The sequence below is a fragment of the Stenotrophomonas sp. ATCM1_4 genome, from assembly GCF_004348115.1.
Classification (GTDB): Bacteria; Pseudomonadota; Gammaproteobacteria; order Xanthomonadales; family Xanthomonadaceae; genus Stenotrophomonas; species Stenotrophomonas capsici.
Genome location: NZ_QPFB01000001.1, coordinates 2577059 through 2593398 on the forward strand (window position 1 = coordinate 2577059; position 16340 = coordinate 2593398).

Annotated in this window: 14 protein-coding genes; 12 read left to right on the forward strand and 2 right to left on the reverse strand. The window is 68.4% G+C overall.

Going from position 1 to position 16340, the window contains the following annotated elements:
- Positions 1 to 178 precede the first annotated feature (178 nt).
- The 12 genes from ATCM_RS11800 (at position 179) to ATCM_RS11855 (ending at position 13610) form a co-directional block, all read left to right on the forward strand.
- Positions 179 to 592, forward strand: coding sequence for a hypothetical protein (locus ATCM_RS11800; RefSeq protein ID WP_132864714.1), 414 nt, complete (start codon positions 179 to 181; stop codon positions 590 to 592).
- Between the two features lie 120 nt (positions 593 to 712).
- A complete protein-coding gene (locus tag ATCM_RS11805) occupies positions 713 to 2992 on the forward strand; it encodes a TonB-dependent receptor (protein WP_132864715.1) in 2280 nt (759 codons plus the stop codon).
- Between the two features lie 64 nt (positions 2993 to 3056).
- A complete protein-coding gene (locus ATCM_RS11810) occupies positions 3057 to 3749 on the forward strand; it encodes a Fe2+-dependent dioxygenase (protein ID WP_132864716.1) in 693 nt (230 codons plus the stop codon).
- Between the two features lie 56 nt (positions 3750 to 3805).
- Positions 3806 to 4462, forward strand: a complete 657-nt coding sequence (locus ATCM_RS11815; protein ID WP_165931242.1) for a tetratricopeptide repeat protein — start codon at positions 3806 to 3808, stop codon at positions 4460 to 4462.
- A 115-nt stretch (positions 4463 to 4577) separates the two neighbouring features.
- Positions 4578 to 4979, forward strand: a complete 402-nt coding sequence (locus tag ATCM_RS11820; protein ID WP_132864718.1) for a hypothetical protein — start codon at positions 4578 to 4580, stop codon at positions 4977 to 4979.
- Positions 4980 to 5104: 125 nt separating this feature from the next.
- Positions 5105 to 7510 (forward strand): TonB-dependent receptor, encoded by a 2406-nt coding sequence (locus ATCM_RS11825; protein ID WP_132864719.1) that lies wholly within the window; start codon positions 5105 to 5107, stop codon positions 7508 to 7510.
- Positions 7511 to 7676: 166 nt separating this feature from the next.
- Positions 7677 to 8750, forward strand: a complete 1074-nt coding sequence (locus tag ATCM_RS11830) for an acyltransferase (protein WP_132864720.1) — start codon at positions 7677 to 7679, stop codon at positions 8748 to 8750.
- 80 nt (positions 8751 to 8830) lie between these two features.
- Entirely contained in the window at positions 8831 to 9475 is a 645-nt protein-coding gene (locus ATCM_RS11835) for a PepSY-associated TM helix domain-containing protein (RefSeq protein ID WP_243694003.1), read from the forward strand.
- A gap of 25 nt (positions 9476 to 9500) precedes the next feature.
- Positions 9501 to 10022, forward strand: coding sequence for a DUF2271 domain-containing protein (locus ATCM_RS11840; protein ID WP_132864721.1), 522 nt, complete (start codon positions 9501 to 9503; stop codon positions 10020 to 10022).
- A gap of 28 nt (positions 10023 to 10050) precedes the next feature.
- The gene (locus ATCM_RS11845) at positions 10051 to 10857 is read left to right on the forward strand and encodes a DUF4198 domain-containing protein (RefSeq protein WP_132864722.1); all 807 of its coding nucleotides are present in this window, start codon (positions 10051 to 10053) and stop codon (positions 10855 to 10857) included.
- Between the two features lie 171 nt (positions 10858 to 11028).
- Positions 11029 to 12003 (forward strand): FAD:protein FMN transferase, encoded by a 975-nt coding sequence (locus ATCM_RS11850; RefSeq protein WP_132864723.1) that lies wholly within the window; start codon positions 11029 to 11031, stop codon positions 12001 to 12003.
- The gene (locus ATCM_RS11855; protein ID WP_132864724.1) at positions 12000 to 13610 is read left to right on the forward strand and encodes a sulfite reductase flavoprotein subunit alpha; all 1611 of its coding nucleotides are present in this window, start codon (positions 12000 to 12002) and stop codon (positions 13608 to 13610) included. Before ATCM_RS11850 ends, ATCM_RS11855 begins: the two co-directional genes overlap by 4 nt.
- Positions 13611 to 13672: 62 nt before the next feature.
- Here ATCM_RS11855 and ATCM_RS11860 read toward each other — a convergent pair whose 3' ends face one another.
- Both ATCM_RS11860 and ATCM_RS11865 read right to left on the reverse strand, forming a co-directional pair.
- Positions 13673 to 14269, reverse strand: coding sequence for a HutD family protein (locus tag ATCM_RS11860; RefSeq protein ID WP_132864725.1), 597 nt, complete (start codon positions 14267 to 14269; stop codon positions 13673 to 13675).
- A gap of 181 nt (positions 14270 to 14450) precedes the next feature.
- Positions 14451 to 16283, reverse strand: a complete 1833-nt coding sequence (locus ATCM_RS11865; protein ID WP_132864726.1) for a 3-hydroxybutyrate oligomer hydrolase family protein — start codon at positions 16281 to 16283, stop codon at positions 14451 to 14453.
- Positions 16284 to 16340 lie beyond the last annotated feature (57 nt).

Consider the following 16340-nt stretch of genomic DNA (forward strand, 5'->3'; position numbering starts at 1 on the left):
CTCACTCCCCCTTTGGCCTGCCGGCCGGGCAGCGCCTGCCCGGGTGATTCGCCTGGCGTCATGGCCCGGCCGGCCCACTCAATATTGATAACGCAAACAATTCTCAATAAGATGCGCATCCATTGCGTCCTGCAATGATTTCTTAACACGCCTGTCTTCGATGCCCGCTTCCAGCGCCATGGCCATTCAGCGATTCGCCGCCCAGCTGCGGCAGCGCCAGCCGTGGCTGATGCTGGCACTGGGCCTGCTGATCGCCTGGGCGATGCTCGGCCATGCCGTGGCCGCGCCCGGCGCGTTGGCACCCAGCGCGTCCGTCGACCTGGTCAGTGCCCTCCCCGGCGGTGGCCAGCCCGGCGACCTGCCGGACATGGCCGCCATTTCCGAGTCCGGGGCCGAAAGCCTGCGCAGCGCGCGGCCACGCCCCGCGTCCACCGGCAGCCTGCCGCTCCGGCCCCTGCCGGCACCGCCCAGCCGCACGTTCCTGAACGCAGCGACCGATACCCGCCTGCGCCAGGCACTGGAAAGCGCACATCGCTATCCGCGTGCGCCCTACCTGCTGATCAATCGCGGCCACGCCCCTCCGCGGGCCTGAGCCCGTATCCACGCCGGTTCCGGCTGTCGCCGGCCACGCGTCTGCCTGATCCCCCGTTTCCGCTTTCCGCGCCGGCTCCCTGCCGTCGCCATCCTTTCGCCTACCCACAGAGTCTTTGCAATGAACCCTGCTCGCACTCCGCTGACGTCCGCCCTCCTGATCGCCATCGCCCCGTTGGCTGCCCACGCCGCCGACAGCGCCGACAATAGCGCCGACCCGCGCAAGGCCACCGACCTGGACAAGGTGCAGGTCCGCGGCAGCTGGTTCGCCCCTTCTTCGCCGAAGTTCACCGCTGACCTGCTCGACACCCCGAAGTCCGTGTCCATCGTCTCGGAGAAGCTGATCCAGCAAACCGGCGCGACCAGCCTGCAGGATGCCCTGCGCATGGTTCCGGGCATCACCTTCGGTGCCGGCGAAGGCGGCAATCCGACCGGCGACCGCCCCTTCATCCGTGGCTTCGACTCGCAGAGCAACATCTTCGTCGACGGCCTGCGCGACGTCGGCTCGCAGACCCGCGAGATCTTCGACCTTGAGCAGGTGGAAGTGGTCAAGGGCCCGAGCTCGGCCTACGGCGGCCGTGATTCCGGTGGTGGCAGCCTCAACCTGGTCAGCAAGACCCCGAAGCTGAAGAACGAGACCAGCGTCAGCATGGGCGCGGGCACCGACAGCTACGCGCGCGGCACCGTGGACAGCAACTACGTGCTCGGTGACGGCATCGCTGCCCGCCTGAACCTGATGAAGCACCAGTCCGACATTGCTGGCCGTGACGCCGCCAACGTCGATCGCTGGGGCATTGCGCCGTCGATCGCGTTCGGCCTGAACAGCCCGGCGCAGCTGATCGTGGGCCACTACCACATGGAAACCGACGACCTGCCCGATGCCGGCGGCTTCCCGTACAGCAACCCCTTCAGCAGCGGCCCGAACGTCGCCAAGAACGGCGACGGCAGCCCGCTGGTGCCGGACCGCAACAACTACTACGGCCTGAAGGACCGCGATTTCCAGCGCACCCGCGCCGATATCAGCACCATCGACGCCAGCTACGACTTCGGCGACCACAAGCTGCGCAACATCGCGCGCCTGGGCAACACCAGCAACGACTACCTGTGGACCCAGCCGGACGACAGCAAGGGCAACCCGAACCTGTACGGCACCCTGTGGCGCCGTACCAACGCCCGCGCCGTCGACCTGAAGAACTTCACCGACCAGTTGAGCCTGACCGGCAGCTTCACCACCGGCTCGCTCAAGCACAGCTACAGCATCGGCGTGGAGTACAGCGACGAGAAGATGACCCGCGGCACCTACCAGATGACGCCGGGCACCAACAATCCGCTCACCGGCAGCACCGCCTGCCCGACCACCGGTCCGGCCACCGGCTACAACTGCACCGACTTCAACAACCCCAACCCGAACGACCCGTGGTCGGCCAACCAGATCGTCTACCGCAGCAACAAGGCGCTGGACGTCCGCCAGACCACCAAGACCAAGTCGGTCTACGCGTTCGACACCATCGAGTTCAACGCGCAGTGGTCGGTCAACCTGGGCCTGCGTTACGACGACTACTCCACCGAACAGGTCACCCCGGTGCTCGGCAAGGCCCCCACGGTGTTCAACAACGACAACGACTTCGTGAACTACCAGGCCGGCGTCGTGTTCAAGCCGGTCTCCAACGGCAGCATCTACCTGTCCTACGGCACCTCCTCGACCCCGCCGGGCATGGACGGTGGTGACGGCTCGGACGGCATCAATGCCGCCAACGCCGACCTGAAGCCGCAGGAGACCAAGAACCTCGAACTGGGCACCAAGTGGGACCTGTTCGACAACCGCCTGAACCTGACCGCCGCCCTCTTCCACACCGAGCTGAACAACGCGCGCGTGGTGATCGACAACGGCACCACCCAGAACGCGGGCAAGAAGGTCATCGACGGCTTCGAGCTGGGCTTCACCGGCCAGCTGACCGACGCGTGGAGTGTCTACGGCGGCTACACCTACCTGGATTCGGAGCTGAAGGACAATGGCTTCACCTGCTCGGTCTCCAGCCGCACCGGCTGCCCGGCACCGGGCGTGTGGATCCCGTCGCCGAACAACGGCAACCAGTTCCCGAACACCGCCAAGCACAGCGCCAACCTGTGGACGACCTACAGCTTCCCGTTCGGCCTGACCCTCGGCGCCGGTGCCACCTATTCGGACAAGCAGTACGGTGACGCTGCCAACCTCAAGTGGATCCCCAGCTACACCCGCTGGGACGCGATGGCCAGCTACGCCATCCAGGAGAACATCAGCCTGCAGTTGAACGTGCAGAACCTGAGCGACAAGGTGTACTTCACCAAGGCGTATGCTTCGCACTACGCCAGCATCGCCCCGGGCCGCTCGGCCACGCTGGCACTGAACGTCACGTTCTGATCGCGCTGGACCGCTCCATCCGCCCCCGGCCTCGTGCCGGGGGCTTCGCATCAAGGGAATACTCATGCTGCTGCACATCCCCGACGTACTCACGCGCGAACAGGTCGCACTCGCCCGCCAGCGCCTGCAGGATGCCGGCTGGGCCGACGGCAAGGCCACCGCCGGCTACCAGTCGGCGCAGGCCAAGCGGAACCTGCAGCTTCCCGAATCCGATCCGGTCTCGCGTGCGCTGGGGTCGATGGTCCTGGATGCCATCGGCCGCAACGACACCTTTTTCGCCGCCGCCTTGCCGCGACGCGTGTACCCACCGCTGTTCAACTGCTACCGCGAAGGCGAAACCTTCGGCTTCCACGTCGACAACGCCATCCGCTACGACCACATCAGCCGGCCCGATGACCCGCAACCGGTCCGCACCGACCTGTCGGCGACGCTGTTCCTGTCCGATCCGGATGAGTACGACGGGGGCGAACTGGTCATCGAGGACACCTACGGCAACCAGCGGGTCAAACTTCCCGCCGGGCACATGGTGCTGTACCCCGGCACCAGCCTGCACAAGGTGACCCCGGTGACGCGCGGTGCGCGCCTGGCATCGTTCTTCTGGATCCAGTCGATGGTGCGCGACGATGGCCATCGCCGCCTGCTGTGGGAGCTGGACCTGTCCATCCGTGGCCTCACCGGCGACCATCCCCAGCACCCATCATTGGTCAGCCTGACCGGCGTTTACCACAACCTGCTGCGGCAATGGGCCGAAGCGTGAGCACCGCGCTGCAGGACCTCCAGTCGTTGCTGCGGCAACTCCCGGACAACCCGGCCATGGTCATGGCCGAGCTCGAGCAGCGCGCGCAGCGCGGTGAGGTACTGGCCCAGTTCCTGCTCGGCCAAGCCTGCATGGAAGGCCGTGGCCGCGACATCGATGCCGGGGCGGGCATGGCCTGGTTCGAGCGCGCCGCCAATGGTGGACTGGCGCAGGCGATGAACATGCTCGGCCGCTGCCACGAGCTCGGCCACGGTACGCCGGTCAACCATGAACTGGCCGCGGTCTGGTATCGCCAGGCCGCTGATGGTGGCCTGGACTGGGGGATGTACAACCTTGCCAATCTGCTTGCCACCGGACGCGGGCTGGCCAGGGACGAGGTCGCCGCCTATGCGCTCTACCTGCGTGCCGCCCAGGCCGGCCACGCCAAGTCGATGAACCTGGTCGGCCGCTGCCTGGAGGAAGGCCGCGGCGTCGCCGCCGATCCCGCCGCCGCACCTGCCTGGTACCTGCGCTCGGCCGAAGCCGGCGACTTCCGTGGCCAGGCCAGCCACGCTTCCCTGCTGCTGGCGGCCGGCGAGGTGGATGCCGCCGTGCACTGGCTGAGGAAGGCATTGGCCAATGGCAGCCCCTCATTCATGGCGGCAATCCGTCCACAACTGGCGGCCTCGCCCCATGCGGCGATCCGTGCCCTGGTTGCAGGTCAGGCGATGTGATGGCCAACAACCATCATTGATAGTGGTTATCATTTGCAAAGGCTAACGCGTCCCATCTAAAATTCCCGCCCGAAACGCATGGCCTTCCTGTCGTGCGCATCACCGGGGATTTCACGTGTACCAGCTGCAGCGCCAACAGGACGTGGCCATCGTCGCGCATCGCGCCAGCGCGATCCGCCCGGTGGCGTTGTGCGCGTTGCTGCTGCTGTCGCTGCTCGCCTCGCTGTGGCAGCACGGCACCCACCTGCCACGCCTGGGCGGCGCCCAGAGCACCTGCGCCACGGCGGGCGAGGAACGTGGCGAAACCCCGCTCGAAGAACAGGGCCCGGCCAAGCTGCGCCGGGCCGCCCCCCTGCATGCGGCGCGTGCCGCCCTGCCCCATCCCGGGTTCCTGCCGCGTCGTGCCGCCGTTGCACGCGCCGTCGCACCCGTGCCGATCCCCGCCGCATCGCATCAAGCCCCGCCCGCCCTGCACAGTCCGCGCCAACAGCGCGGGCAGGCACCGCCACTGGCCTGACCGCGTCACCACGGGCCGGGTCCGGCCCTGGCTCCCTGCTCCTTCCTGCCGCAGCAGCGGCCGCACGCCAACGCGTGTGGCACCGGCCTGCGCACCGCTCATCCATCTTTCCCGAGGTTGCTTCCATGGCTGCCAGCCATCGTCGTCGTGCGTCCGTTTCCCGCCACCTGCTCACCGCCGCCGTGCTCGGCGCGCTGTCCGTCTCCGCCCACGCCAGTGGCACCGGGGCCCCCACCACGCTGGACAAGGTGGTGGTCACCGCCGCCGGCTTTGAACAGAAGATCGTCGATGCGCCGGCCAGCATCAGCGTGGTCAGCCGCGAGGAACTCGCGCTGCGCCCCTACACCAGCCTGATCGACGCACTGCGTGACGTCGAAGGCATCGACGTGGGCATGGAAACCACCGACAAGAACGGCCGCGCCACCATCTCCATGCGTGGCATGCCCTCGGAATACACCCTGGTCCTGATCGACGGCCGCCGCCAGAGCAACGTCGGCAACCTGTACCCCAACAACTTCGGCGGCGGCCAGTTCGCCTACCTGCCGCCGCTCGATGCCATCGAACGCATCGAAGTGGTGCGCGGCCCGATGTCCACGCTGTACGGCGCCGACGCGATGGGCGGCGTGATCAACGTCATCACCCGCCGCAACAAGGGGCAGTGGAGCGGTTCGTTCACCCAGGGCTTCACCGTGCAGCAGGACAGCCAGTTCGGCGACGCCCGCACCAGCGACCTGTATCTCAGCGGCCCGCTGGTCAAGGACACGCTGGGCCTGACCGTGCGCGGCAGCTGGTATGACAGTGACGAATCCTCGCCGGAGTGGTCGGCCCTGCCGCTGCCCGATGGCAGCAGCTGGGAGCGCGCGCTCGGTTTCGGCGGCGGCGGCAAGGCCGTGGCCAACACCAACTGGAACACGGGCATGCGCCTGGACTGGAGCGTGTCGGAGAACCACAGCCTGTGGCTGGACTATGACCTCTCCCGCCAGAAGTACGACAACAGCAAGGGCCAGACCGGCACCCTGGACGGACTGGAGAGCCTGTGGCGCAGCGGCGTGGCCACCATTCCCAACGGCAGTGGCGGCACCACCAGCCGCCGCGTGGTGCAGCCGCGCGTGGGCTATACCGCCTACCAGCGCTACGAACTGGACCAGCTCGCCCTGACCCACCAAGGTCGCTATGACTTCGGCACCTGGCAGACCAGCCTGGCCCGCACCCAGAGCAACAACCTCGGTCGCTCGCTGCCGTTGACGCTGGAAGAGCGCGCCGGCCTGCAGACCCTGTGGAACGACGTCTGCAGCCGCCGCGGCCAGGCCGCCAACTGCAACATGACCAACGGTAACGTCTCGATCCTCAACGATGCCGAACGCGCCCGCCTGCAGGCCTTCCTGCCGCGCCCGCTGCGCACCATGGAACTGGACGCGCTGGTGCTGGACACCCTGCTGGACCTGCAGTTCGGCGCACACCAGCTCACCCTGGGAGGCCAGTACAACAACACCGACATGACCGACGGCGTGTTCGGCATGGACGGCGGCGGCTACAAGGACAACGTCAAGCAGAAGCACCGCACCTGGTCGGTGTTCGCCGAGGACAACTGGTCGCTGGCCGAGCGCCTCACCGCCACGCTCGGCCTGCGCTATGACCACCACAACATCTTCGGCAGCCATGTCAGCCCGCGCGCCTACCTGGTGTGGAACGCCAGCGATGCCTGGACCGTGAAGGGCGGTATCAGCACCGGCTACAAGACCCCGCGCCCGGACCAGCTGTTCCCCGGCGTCACCGGCTTCGGCGGCCAGGGCGTGATCCCGATGGTGGGCTCGCCCAACCTCAAGCCGGAAACCAGCACCAACTACGAGATCGCCAGCTACTACGAGGGTGAGCGCTGGGGCTTCAACGCCACCGCCTTCTTCAACCGCTTCGAGGACAAGATCGCCAGCGGCGGCAGCTACCCGAACTGCGAGGTCGCCCCGGCCGGCGGTGGCTATTGCGTCGATGTCGGCCCGGGCTGGGCAGCGCTGGGCTACAGCGTCTTCGGCCAGAGCGTGAACCTGGACAAGGCCGAGACCCGCGGCGTCGAGCTGGCCAGCCATGTCGACCTGCTCGCCAACCTGCAGCTGCGCGGCAACTACACCTGGACCAAGAGCGAGCAGACCAGCGGCACCGGCAAGGGCCTGCCGATCGCCGGCAACCCCGCCAAGCACATGGCCAATGCCAGCCTCAACTGGCAGATCAGCGATGCGCTGAGCCTGTCGCTGATCGGCGAAGGCCGCTACGACCGCTACCGCGACACCCTGCCGGACGCCAACGGCAACCCGCAGACCCGCTATTACGAGGACTACACCCTCTTCCATCTCGGCGGCAGCTGGAAGGCCACCCCCTGGCTGACCTTCAACGCACGCGTGAACAACCTGTTCGACAAGGACTTCGTTTCGCAGTCGTGCCTGCTGACCTCGCCCAGCGAGTACAGCTGCGTGGACGACTACGCGGTCAAGGAGCAGCGTCGCAGCTACTGGATCTCGCTCAACGCGCGCTTCTGAGCCGTTGCCCGCCGCCGCCCCACCACAGGCGGCGGCAGGGCCCGTGCCGCACCCGTGCAGGCCTTGTTCCGGCCGCTGAACCGTGGCGGCCGGCGGCGCCGTCCACCCGCAACACGCGGCGCGGGCACGATGCTAGAGTCCGCACACTCTGAGCTTCCCCGTCGTGATGGCCACCCGCCCTTTTCATTCCATCCAGGCGTTGCGCGCCATTGCCGCCCTGCTGGTGGTGCTGTTCCACCTGCAGATCGTGGAGGCCAAGTACACCGCCGGCATACCGCTGCTGCCGGGCTTCATCCGCCATGCCGACAGTGGCGTGGACCTGTTCTTCGTGCTGTCCGGTTTCGTGATGACCACCATCGCCGCCGGCAGCTATGGCTCGCCGCGTCAGGCCGGGCGTTTTCTGGTGCGACGCAGCTGGCGCGTGCTGCCGCCCTACTGGTTCTACACCACCGTCGTGGTGGTGCTGATGCTGGTCGCCCCGGGCATCGCCAACAGTGCCTACCAGGAGCAGAGCGTGCTGGCCTCGTACCTGCTCTGGCCACAGCCGCAGTTGCCCCTGCTGACCGTCGGCTGGACCCTGATCCACGAGATGTTCTTCTACCTGGTGATGGCCGGGATGATCGCCTTCGCGCGCGAGACCTGGTTGCCCGCACTGCTGCTTGGCTGGGGTGCCCTGACCCTGGCAGCGCACTTCCTGCTCGATGCCGGTGCGCCATGGCAGCAGGTCGCCAGCAACCCGCTGACACTGGAATTCATTGCCGGCGCACTGGTCGGGCTGTACTGGAGGCACCTGCCTGCACCCATGGCCTTGCCGGTGGCCGTTGCCGGTGCGCTGGGCCTGGCCGGCGCGATGCTGCTGTTGTCCGAAGCCGGCGGCCCGCCCCCTTCCATGGCAATGCGCCTGTGTGCCTTCGGCCTGCCGGCGGCCCTGCTCACGCTGGGGCTGGTGCGCTGGGAACGTGCCGGATCGCCCCGGGTCCCGCTTCCATTGCTGCGGATCGGCGACAGTTCCTACTCGCTGTACCTGAGCCATGTGTTCGTGATCTCCGCCGCCGGGCGGCTCTGGCAGGCGAGCGGCTGGAACCACGGCCCCTGCCAGTCCGGGGCCTTCATCGCGCTCACCGTCCTGGCCTGCATCGGCGCCGGCTGGGCCTCCTGGCGCTGGCTCGAGCAACCCTTGCAACGCCTGCGTCCGGGCCGACGCGCGCCGCGGCCCGATACCGCGGCGGCCAGCGGGTGAGGCCGCGATACAATTCGATACAAATTGCGAATCATTCTCATTAATGATCTAATTCCCGGTCTCCCATCCGCCTCGTTCCCGTGTCCGCAGACCGCGCTTCCACCAACACCGTGCAGCAACAGGCCAGCCGCGGCTTCTGGCTGCGCACGCTGCACCAGTGGCACTGGATCAGTTCGGCGGTCTGCCTGATCGGCATGTTGCTGTTCTCCATCACCGGCATCACCCTCAACCACGCCTCGAAGATAGAAGCCAAGCCGCAGGTACAGAACCTGCAGCTGGAGCTGCCGGCGCCGGTGCTCAAGGCGCTGGGTACGCGCGAGGATGGCAACGCGCCGCTGCCGGCGCGGGTCTCGGACTGGCTGTCGGCGCGGCTGGACGTCTCCATCGGCCAACGCCCGGCCGAGTGGTCGCCCGAGGAGGTCTACCTGTCCATGCCCGGGCCCGGTGCCGATGCGTGGCTGAGCATCGACCGCCAGACCGGCGCGGTGGAGTTCGAGAAGACCCGCCGTGGCTGGGTGTCCTACTTCAACGACCTGCACAAGGGCCGCAACGCCGGACCGGGTTGGGGCTGGTTCCTGGACCTGTTCGCCGTGGCCTGCCTGGTGTTCTGCATCACCGGCCTGTTCCTGCTGCATCTGCACGCGCGGCAGCGGCGCATGACCTGGCCGCTGGTCGGCCTGGGCCTGCTGATCCCGCTGCTGATCGCCCTGCTCCTCATCCACTGATCGTCATTCCTCCCGGAGTCGCACCATGCGCGTCACCCTGACCATCGCCCTGAGCGGCCTGATCGCCACCGCCCCGGCCGCCTACGCCGCCAGCCTCGACGTCAACGTCGAAGTGCCCAAGCTCAACGTCGCCGAATACCACCGCCCGTATGTCGCGGTGTGGATCGAGGGTGCCGACCAGAAGGTCGCCGCCAACCTGTCGGTCTGGTACCAGCTGCGCGACACCGCCGAGGGCCATGGCACCAAGTGGCTGCCGGACCTGCGCCAGTGGTGGCGCAAGAGCGGCCGCACCCTGCAGGTGCCGGTCGATGGCGTCACCGGCCCGACCCGCCCGGTCGGCAAGCACCAGCTCAGCTTCAACGACCGCCAGCCGCAGCTGCGCGGCCTGCCCGCCGGCCAGTACACCCTGGTGGTGGAAGCCGCCCGCGAGGTCGGTGGCCGCGAGCTGCTCAAGATCCCCTTCACCTGGCCGGCGCGCAGCGTCCAGAACGGCAGTGCCCAGGGCACGTCCGAACTCGGCGCCGTCACCCTGTCCGTCAAGCCCTGATCCGCACCACCGCACTGGAGCCCACCGAATGAAGCGTTCCCTCCTGATTGCCGCCGCCATCGCCGCGCTGGTTCCGTTCACTGCCTCGGCCCACAAGGCCTGGCTGCAGCCGTCGCAGACCGTCATCTCCGGCACCAACCCGTGGATCACCGTGGACGCGGCCGTCTCCAACGACCTGTTCTACTTCAACCACGTGCCGCTGCGCATCGACAACCTGGTGATCACCGCACCGGACGGCAGCACCGTGCAGCCGCAGAACGTGGCCACCGGCAAGTACCGCAGCGTGTTCGACGTCGAACTCACCCAGCAGGGCACCTACCGCCTGGCCAACGTCAACGCCGGCCTCTCGGCCACCTGGCAGGAAGACGGCAAGCCCAAGCGCTGGCGCGGCAACGCCGAGAAGTTCGCCACCGAAGTGCCGAAGAACGCACCGGAGCTGAAGGTCTCCGAGACCGCCGGGCGGGTCGAGACCTTCGTCACCAACGGCGCACCGAACGACACCGCGCTCAAGCCGACCGGCAAGGGCCTGGAGATGGTGGCCGTGGGCCACCCGAACGACCTGTTCGCCGGCGAGGCCGCCAGGTTCCGCCTGCTGGTGGACGGCAAGCCGCAGGCCGGCCTGGAAGTGGAGATCACCCGCGGCGGCACCCGTTACCGCAACGCGCAGGAAGAGATCAAGGTCACCACCGACGCCAACGGCGAGTTCTCGGTGACCTGGCCGGAGGCTGGCATGTATTGGCTGGAAACCGGCACCGAGGACAACAAGACCACGGTCGCGCAGGCCAACGTGCGTCGCCTGACCTACGTCGCCACGCTGGAAGTGCTGCCGCAGTAAGCAATTGCTCAAAGTCCCCCTCCCGCCTGCGGGAGAGGGGTTGGGGTGAGGGCACGAGGAGCGGCCCCGTCGCCGATCAATGTCAGCAAGAACGCTCCCCCATCCGCCCCTTCGGGGCACCTTCCCCCGTACACGGGAGAAGGACAAAAGGCTCCCCGATTCCCGACACTGATGTCCCCCAACGCTGACATCGCCGCCCTTGGCGGCCACACCATGGGCACCACCTGGAGCGTCAAGCTGGTCGCGCCACGCAGCCGTGACCTGCATGCGCTGCACGCGGGCATCCAGGGGGAACTCGATCGCGTGGTCGCGCAGATGAGCACCTGGGAACCAGACTCGGACATCAGTCGCTACAACCGTGCCGCTGCCGGCCACTGGCAGCCGCTCCCCGAGGACTTCTGGACCGTGCTCAGCGCCGCGCACGACATCGCCCGGCGCAGCGACGGTGCATTCGATCCCAGCATCGGCCCCTTGGTCGCGTTGTGGGGCTTCGGTGCACAGGCGCGCGCGCAGCGCATACCCGATGCTGCAGAAAGAACAGCAGTCGCCCGCCACTGCGGCTGGCAGAAACTTCAGTTGGATCAACCGGCACGCGCTGCGCTGCAACCCGGCGGCCTGCAGTTGGATCTGTCCGCCATTGCCAAGGGCTATGGGGTGGACCTGGTCAGCCATTGGCTGCGTCGCAACGGCGTCGAGGCGGCGCTGGTCGAAGTCGGCGGCGAACTGCACGGCTACGGCCGCAAGCCCGACGGCCAGCCCTGGCGCGTGCTGGTCGAGTCCGCGCCCGAGGAGGATGCCGGTGCCGAGTACCCACCGCGGGTGCTGGCACTGGACGATCTGGCCATCGCCACCTCCGGCGATCGCTGGCACCACTATGACCACGATGGCGTGTCCTACAGCCACACGCTGGATCCGCGCACGCAGGCCCCGGTCACCCGCGCCGCGGCCGCGGTGACGGTGATCGATCGCCAGGCCATGCACGCCGATGCCTGGGCCACTGCATTGACCGTGCTGGGCGCCGAACAGGGCTTGGCCTTTGCGCGGGCGCAGGGGCTGGCCGCACGCTTCGTCTCGCGCGATGGCAGTGGCCTGCAGGAAGCCATGACCCCCGCCTTCCAGCAGTACCTGGACGCAGACGCCACATGAGTACCCCCCGCTTCAATCGTGCGCTGTTCGGCAACCTGGCCGTGATCGCGGTGCTGGTGGCCGTCGCCGTGCTGCTGCTGCGCCTGCACCTGGGCGAAGGCTGGTGGCAGGCCTCGCCACTGCCCTGGCAATGGTGGAGCGCGGCGGGCGTGGGCGCGGTCTATGCGTTTGCCTGTTTCGTCCTGTGGTGGCGCGTGCGTCCGCGCAAGGAGCTGGCCAGCGACACCGGGCAACCGCCGCTGCTGATCGTCTGGGCCAGCCAGACCGGCTTTGCCCGACAACTGGCCGAACGCAGCGCCCAGAGCCTGCGTGCCGCCGGCCATGCCACCCGCCTGCGCGCGCTGGACCAGGTCGACGCCGCCCTGCTGGGCAGCAGCCACCAGGCGTTGTTCATCGCCAGCACCACCGGCGAAGGCGACCCGCCGGACCATGCACTGGCCTTCCTGCGCCGGGTGATGCCGCAGGCAACCGCGTTGCCGGGGCTGCAGTACGCGGTGCTTGCTCTGGGCGACCGCAGCTACGAACACTATTGCGCCTTCGGCCACCAACTCGATGCATGGCTGCGCGCACATGGCGCGCAACCGTTGTTCGACCTCGTCGAGGTCGACAACGCCGATCCCGATGCCTTGCGCCATTGGCAACAGCTGCTCGGCCAACTGGGCGGCACCACCAGCAACGTGCCGGACTGGAGCGCGCCCGAGTACCAGCCCTGGCGGCTGCAATCGCGCCGGCTGCTCAACCCCGGCAGTGTCGGTGGCCCGGTGTTCCACCTGGCACTGCAACCGGCCGAAGGTGCGCTGCCATCCTGGCAGGCAGGCGACATCGCCGAGATCGGGCCACGCCAATCCACCGCGGCGGTGCAGGCCTGGATGCAGGCACATGGATTCGACCCCGGCACCCGCTTGCCGGACGGTCGCCTGCTGGGCGAACTGCTCGCTGCCTCGCAGTTGCCGGAGCATGCCGCCGACATCGACATCGCCGCCCTCGCCGCCCAGCTCAGGCCGCTGCCGCATCGCGAGTACTCCATCGCCTCGATGCCCGGCGAAGGCAACCTGCAACTGATGCTGCGCCGACAGCTGCGCCCGGATGGCCAACCCGGCCTGGCCAGTGGATGGCTATGTGACTACACCCAACCCGGTGACCGCATCGACCTGCGCCTGCGCAGCAACGCCAACTTCCATCCGCCGGCCGCGGACGTCCCGCTGATCCTGATCGGCAACGGCACCGGCATCGCCGGCCTGCGCGCGCACCTGCGTGCGCGCATCGACATCGGCGCCCGCCGCAACTGGCTGCTGTTCGGCGAGCGCCATGCCGCCCATGACTTCCACTTCGGCGACGAGCTGCAGCAGTGGCAGCGCGAAGGCTGGATCGAACACCTCGACGCGGTCTTCAGCCGTGATGGCAGCGCCTTCCACTACGTGCAGGATGCACTGGCCGCTCACGCGCCGCGGTTGCGCGAGTGGATCGACCACGGCGCCACCGTGCTGGTCTGCGGCAGCCTGCAGGGCATGGCCCCGGCGGTGGACGCGGTGATCCTCGATGCCCTTGGCAGCGAGGCCCACGAAGCCCTGCGCATCGCCGGCCGCTACCGGCGCGACGTGTACTGAGTACTCCCAACGGGTAGCGCCGGGGCTTTCCCGCCAGCGCCTCAGCGGAGCAGGGCCCCGCTCTACCGCGTCACAGCCGGAGTCACCCGGATCGCCAGCAGCTCGCCGCCACCGTGCAGCGTGAAGCGCTCGCGTGCCCCGGCACCCAACCAGGCGGTATCGCCTGCGGACAATGCCGGCAGCACATCGCCTTCGAAGCGGGCCTGCCCGGCCAGCAGGTGGATCGCCCAGGCCGCCTGTGGCTCGGTGAAGAACAGCATGTTGCCGACCAACGGACGATGCAGCAGCTCGGCATTCACCTCATCCCGCCGCCACATCAGGTTGAAGTCCTGGGTGAAGCCATCGACCAGCTCGCCCGTGATCACGTCCTCACCCGCGAAACGCAGCCGCTGGTAGGGCGGCAACAGGGTTTCGCAGCGGCCATCGGCAAAGCGCAGGCGCAGGCCTTCGCCCTGCAGCAGCACCAGCTCGCGCTCGATGCCCGGGAATGCGGAAAACGCGGCGTCCTGCTCGATCTCGGCGATGGACAAGCGCAGCTGCCAATCGCCCTGCTCGGGCAGGCGCAGGATCTCGCGGGTCCAGCCCAGCCCGTTGCGCCAGCGCTCGCGCTGGTACTGGGCGGCGGGAATGACACGGGAAGAAAAATTCAGAAGGTCCATGCGCGCATGATGCCATCGCCCGCGCGCGGCAGGGCGCCAGGACGGCAGGAGCGACTTCAGTCGCGAAACCAACAATGCACGCATGAACGCAGAAGCCTGCCATCCGAAGAATCAGATGACAGGCTTCATGCGCCCCGCAACCTCAACCGGCCTCGTGGCCAAAGCCGCTCCTGCCGTGGGGTCAGCGCGGCACGGCCAGGTGCTCGGCGGTCAGCGGCTGGCCGGCACGCGGCGTGGTCGCGATCACCGCATCGGCCGGCAACGCGGTGCCGTTGTCCAGGCGCGCTTCCACGCGGTCCAGTGCGGCGTACACATACGGCAACAGCGGCAGGTAGCGCGCGCCGTAATCCGGCAGGCCCAGGAACCCGTCGAAATGCTGCACGTGCTGTACCTGCCAGTAGCTCACCTCACGCCCCGCCGCCTTGGCGGCAGTGGCGTAGGGCTTGCTGCTGAAGGCCGGCGGGATCAGCCCATCGTCGGTGCCATGCACCACCATCACCGGCAATCCCTTGCGCGGCAGCCCGGCGCGGGTGGCCTGGATGCCGGCCTGCACGCGCTTGGCATCCTCACCCTGCCCGTCCCACAAGCCACGCAGGCACTTCAGGCCGGCGTAGGTCAGGTCCGGCAACTGCACCTTGCTGTCGAGCAGGCCGACGCCGGCGCCCGGCGGAATACCGCTACCGTCGGAGATCCAGGCCGCACGCTCGGCGGCGCTGGCCACGCGCGGGGAGAAGTCCGGGTTCTGCGCGGCAAAGCTGAAACCGCACGGATGCTCGCCCACGCCATAGCGGCCATAAGCCGAGGCGTAGGTCGCGGCGATCGCACGCCACAGATCGAAACCGGTCGACAGCGCGCCTGCGCGCAACGCGGCATCGGTCCAGCCCTTGCTCAGCATCAACGCGTAGGCCGACTGCGCCTGCGCGGCCGGCGTCGCCCCGCTGATCACGCCCTCGCGGGCCAGCGTGGCGCAGCGCACCGCAGCGCCCGCCTGCAATGCGGCGGTCAGCGGCGGTTGCGGCAGGTTGCTCATATGCAGCTGCGCGCACGGCATCAGCAGCGCCGCTTCGGTGGTGTAGTCGTACAGCGCACGCGCGCCAGGGCCATCGGAATAGATGCTCGGCTCGCCGGCCACCACCGCATCCAGCCAGTCACCGTCCATCTCGGCCGCGCGCAGCACTGCGCCGCCGCCGTTGGAGATGCCCACCGCGATGATGCGGGTGTTGTCGAAGGTGAACGGCGCCGCCTGCGGATAGGCCTGGCCCAATGCCAGCAACGCGAACTCGGCCGCCTGCTTCACGTGCCGGCCCCAGTCGGCCTCCGGGTTGTCCTTGGAATGGGCGTGCTTGAAGGCCACGCCCGATGCATTGACCGGCGCATCCGGCGCGAACGCCAGGTCGGCGGCCTCGCCCAGTGCACCGACGCTGCCATTGGCGCGCACGCCCTGCTGTGCGTCCAGGTCGTAGTAGTCGCTGCCGGCGCCCTTGTCGGTGTAGACCACCGCACAACCCTTGGGCAGGCCCCAGGCCGCTGCCACCGACACCGCGCCGTAGATGCCACGCGAGCCCGAGGCCGGGGCCACCAACACGCAGCGCTTGGCCAGGTCGAAGTTGTCCGGCACCTGCGCCAGCACCCGGTGCGGCTGCCTGGCACCCGGCAGGCGGGCATAGGCCGAGTACTCACGGCCCGGCGCCGGCGCCAGGCTGCCGAACAGCTCGCCATAACCCCCGCCCGGGGCGAGGTCGGCGATGCCACGCCAGCTGCCCCACAGGGCGCGGCGACGCAGCTCCTCGACGGTCGGCGCGGTAGCGTCGGCGAAGGCCGGCGGGGCCACGCTGCGCAAGCCGGCCAGGCCGAGGCCGGCGGTGAGCAGGTCGTCGCTGCCGCGGTGTTCGCTGCGGAGTTCGTTGCTGAACATGGAAGGCTCCACGGACTGGGAGGCGGGGCCGCTGGCGCAGGAGGCCAGGCTCAGTCCGACGAATAGGCCGCAGGCGGCGCGCAGTAGGGATTGGCTCATGGGGGCACACTAGCAGAGGCCCACGGGCCGGCTCATCGTACTTTCGTACCACACGCT

Excerpts from the sequence above, each read along its gene's own strand:
- ATCM_RS11810 (WP_132864716.1), top strand. The coding sequence starts at position 3,057 with ATGCTGCTGCACATCCCCGACGTACTCACGCGCGAACAGGTCGCACTC.
- ATCM_RS11850 (WP_132864723.1), top strand. The coding sequence starts at position 11,029 with ATGTCCCCCAACGCTGACATCGCCGCCCTTGGCGGCCACACCATGGGC.
- ATCM_RS11855 (WP_132864724.1), top strand. The coding sequence starts at position 12,000 with ATGAGTACCCCCCGCTTCAATCGTGCGCTGTTCGGCAACCTGGCCGTG.
- ATCM_RS11815 (WP_165931242.1), top strand. The coding sequence starts at position 3,806 with ATGGTCATGGCCGAGCTCGAGCAGCGCGCGCAGCGCGGTGAGGTACTG.
- ATCM_RS11800 (WP_132864714.1), top strand. The coding sequence starts at position 179 with ATGGCCATTCAGCGATTCGCCGCCCAGCTGCGGCAGCGCCAGCCGTGG.
- ATCM_RS11805 (WP_132864715.1), top strand. The coding sequence starts at position 713 with ATGAACCCTGCTCGCACTCCGCTGACGTCCGCCCTCCTGATCGCCATC.
- ATCM_RS11865 (WP_132864726.1), bottom strand. The coding sequence starts at position 16,283 with ATGAGCCAATCCCTACTGCGCGCCGCCTGCGGCCTATTCGTCGGACTG.
- ATCM_RS11840 (WP_132864721.1), top strand. The coding sequence starts at position 9,501 with ATGCGCGTCACCCTGACCATCGCCCTGAGCGGCCTGATCGCCACCGCC.
- ATCM_RS11825 (WP_132864719.1), top strand. The coding sequence starts at position 5,105 with ATGGCTGCCAGCCATCGTCGTCGTGCGTCCGTTTCCCGCCACCTGCTC.
- ATCM_RS11860 (WP_132864725.1), bottom strand. The coding sequence starts at position 14,269 with ATGGACCTTCTGAATTTTTCTTCCCGTGTCATTCCCGCCGCCCAGTAC.
- ATCM_RS11830 (WP_132864720.1), top strand. The coding sequence starts at position 7,677 with ATGGCCACCCGCCCTTTTCATTCCATCCAGGCGTTGCGCGCCATTGCC.
- ATCM_RS11845 (WP_132864722.1), top strand. The coding sequence starts at position 10,051 with ATGAAGCGTTCCCTCCTGATTGCCGCCGCCATCGCCGCGCTGGTTCCG.